General features: G+C 56.6%; 1 protein-coding gene and 2 pseudogenes. All 3 read left to right on the top strand.

Features of this window, described 5'->3' with window-relative positions; all coding sequences use genetic code 11:
* Nucleotides 1-487 (top strand): annotated as a pseudogene (locus V6C07_RS11515) (heme anaerobic degradation radical SAM methyltransferase ChuW/HutW); the annotation flags it as partial.
* Nucleotides 471-2,573: a TonB-dependent receptor plug domain-containing protein gene (locus V6C07_RS11510; RefSeq protein WP_333536622.1), complete on the top strand. Its 2,103-nt coding sequence runs from the start codon at nt 471-473 to the stop codon at nt 2,571-2,573. The pseudogene V6C07_RS11515 and the gene V6C07_RS11510, both read left to right, overlap by 17 nt.
* Before the next feature lie 71 nt (nt 2,574-2,644).
* Nucleotides 2,645-2,935 (top strand): annotated as a pseudogene (locus tag V6C07_RS11505) (hypothetical protein); the annotation flags it as partial.

The raw sequence follows: 2,935 nt of genomic DNA, 5'->3' as shown, positions 1-2,935 counted from the left end.
CCGCTACCGCCGCCTGTCCATCAGCCACTGGGCGCGCACCTCCAGAGAACGCAACCTGTACAACCTCTACGTCAAGGGTTCCGCCAACTGCCTGGCCTTCGGCCCCGGCGCGGGCGGCAACTTTGCCGGAAATTTCTATATCAATACGCCGGACTACGAATCATGGCTGCAACAGGTGGCCGACGGGCGCAAGGCCCTGGCTATGCTGCAACCCGCGCCGCAGCGCTACTTCCTCTTCCGGGCCGTAGCCGAGGGTATGGAGCAGGGCTGTCTGAACCTGCCCGCGCTTGAACAACGCTTTGGCCTGCCTCTTGCGAAAATATGGTCTCCCCTGCTTGCCCAGTGGCAGAGAGCGGGGCTGGTCACGCAAGATCAGGGATGGGTAACGCTTACGCTGGCAGGGCAGTTTTGGCAGGTGAACCTTTCGCAGTTGCTGCTCAACTACCTTAAAACCATGCTGGAGGAAAACAATGATCTTGCTGCGTAACTTACGCAGGCATGCCGTGCCCCTGGGTCTGGCCGGGGCATTGCTCTGGAGCGCGCCCGCCCATGCCGAACCCCTGCAGACCGAAACTGTCAGGGTATCCGCGTCGCGAGTTGAAAAAGAGCTGTTGGATGTCCCCATGGCCGTGAGCGTCATGACGGAGGAAGAAATCAAAACCTCGCCCGCAGCCACAGTGGGCGGCCTGCTGCAGGACATTCCCGGAGTGCAGATCGTCAACTCCGGCGCACAGGGCCTGAAGCGCATTTCCATCCGTGGGGAAAGTCCCAACCGGGTGCTCATTCTTATCGACGGGCAAAAAATCGCTGAAAACAAGTCCATGGACGGAACAGCCCTGCTCATCGACCCCGCCATGATCGAGCGCATCGAAGTCATCAAGGGGCCAGCCTCGGTGCTGTATGGCTCTGAAGCGCTGGGCGGCGTTGTCAACATCATCACCAAAAAGGGTGGAAAAAAGCCCATACAGGGGCAGATAACCACAAGCTACAACGGCTCCACCAGAGGTTTTGCCGAAAGCCTCTCCCTGTTTGGCGCCTATGAGGGCTTCAAGTACCGCGCAACAGGGGCCAACACCTATCAGCACAATCTGTCCACCCCCGACGGCGAGGCCAAGCATTCCAAGTTCAAGCAGCAGTCCGGCTCGGCCTTTCTGAGCTATGATTTCAGCCCCAATTTTACCGCAGGCGGCATGTATGAGCAATTTTACAGCGAAATAATGTCCGGCGACACCAGCTCGCCCAACTTTTTTGTGGATATTTCGCCCTGGGAACGCAAGAAGGCCGCGGTATTCGCCGAGGCAAAAGATGTGGCTTTTTTTCTGCCGCGCCTGCGCCTTGACGCCTTCTGGCAGCACAGCAAGAAAAAAATGCTCAACCATGTGGAAGTGGCGGAAGCCCCCATGTCCATGCTTATGGACAACTATGCCAACAACAAGAACGAGCAGTGGGGAGCAAGCCTTCAGTCCGACTGGAGTATAGGCGAAAACAACTACCTCATTGCCGGCTACGAGTTCACCAGAGACGGCCTTGATGCCACCACAGACACGGACACCAAGACTGTCATCAAGCCCAACCCAATGGTAACGGTGACAAGCCTGACCGACAAGCACTACAAATATAAGGGATACATGGACACCCACGCCCTGTACGCCCTTATGGAAAGCAAACTGCCCTGGGACTTCACCCTGTCTTACGGTGTGCGCCAGACCTGGGTGCAGTCGCATATGGGAACCGCCGAAGGCTGGCAGCGTAAAAAAACATCCCCGGCCTACAACCCCGTCTTTGGCGACATTGACGCTGGCGCCACAGGCGACAACTGGGAATCCCACCCCGTGTTCAACGTGTCCCTCATGTGGCAGGGCATTGACGACCTTACGCTGCGCGCGGGCTTCAGCCAGGGCTTCCGCGTACCCAATCTTCAGGAAAAATACGTCATCTCCAGCATGGGCGGCGGCACGGTAAACCCCAACCCCGACCTTACGCCTGAAAAGTCCAATACCTGGGAACTGGGCGCACGCTATTCCGCCTTTGGCCTCAACCTTGACCTCACCGGATTTTACACTGTGGCCGAAGACTACATTTCGTCACAGCAAACCGGCAACAATATCTTTTATTACAAGAACGTCAGCCAGGCCAAAACGCACGGTGTGGAATTCAGCGGCAGCTATGACCTGCCTTACGGCTTCACCCCCTATATCGACCTGACCTGGATGAAGCGCCAGTTTGACAACGGCAATTACAAGACCTGGAAGACCGGCACGCCCGAATGGACGGGCCGTACAGGCGTGCGGGCGCTCTACCCGGTCAACGAAAGCCTGGATGTGATCGGCGATGCCTACGTCCGCTTTGCCACCAAGAACGAACAGGAAAGCGGCTCTGCCCGCACCGTATATTCCAACAGTTCCTGGACTACGGCCAACGCCATGATGGGCGTGAAGTTCGGCGACAGCAAGCAATACGCCATAGTCGGTGAAGTGCTTAACATCTTTAACCAAAAATATGCACTCGGTACGGGAGAATCCATTTACGAACCCGGTGTGCATGCCAATATCAAGGTCAGTGTAGAATTTTAAGCCCGGCGGCCCGTCTCTTTGATATTGAAATTCAAATTCAATTTATGTAAGAGACGGGCCAGGAGACAAATATGAAATCCACGGTCAAGCGGTATTGGAGCGCACACGAGTTGGTGGTCATCGGGGTGTTTTCGGCTGCGGCCAAAATATCCACCCTGCTGATAGCCCTGGCCGGCGGGGGAATGAACCCGGTTTCTCTTCTTCTGAAGAACCTCGTTTTCACTACCCTGCTGGTGGTCATGCTGTTCAAGGTGCGCAAACCCGGCACACTGGTACTTTTTGTGCTCATAAATATGCTTGTGAGCGCCCTGCTGCTCGGCGCCAGCCTCACCCTGTTGCCCGCCATGCTTGCGGCGGCCCTG

The organism is Desulfovibrio sp. 1214_IL3152 (genome assembly GCF_036763055.1).
Taxonomy (GTDB): Bacteria; Desulfobacterota; Desulfovibrionia; order Desulfovibrionales; family Desulfovibrionaceae; genus Desulfovibrio.
Note: the sequence above shows the minus strand (reverse complement) of the source record. Positions and strands in the feature narration are given on the sequence as shown.

Bases quoted from the DNA above. Each gene is read 5' to 3' on its own strand.
- V6C07_RS11510 (WP_333536622.1), top strand. From the start codon at position 471: ATGATCTTGCTGCGTAACTTACGCAGGCATGCCGTGCCCCTGGGTCTG.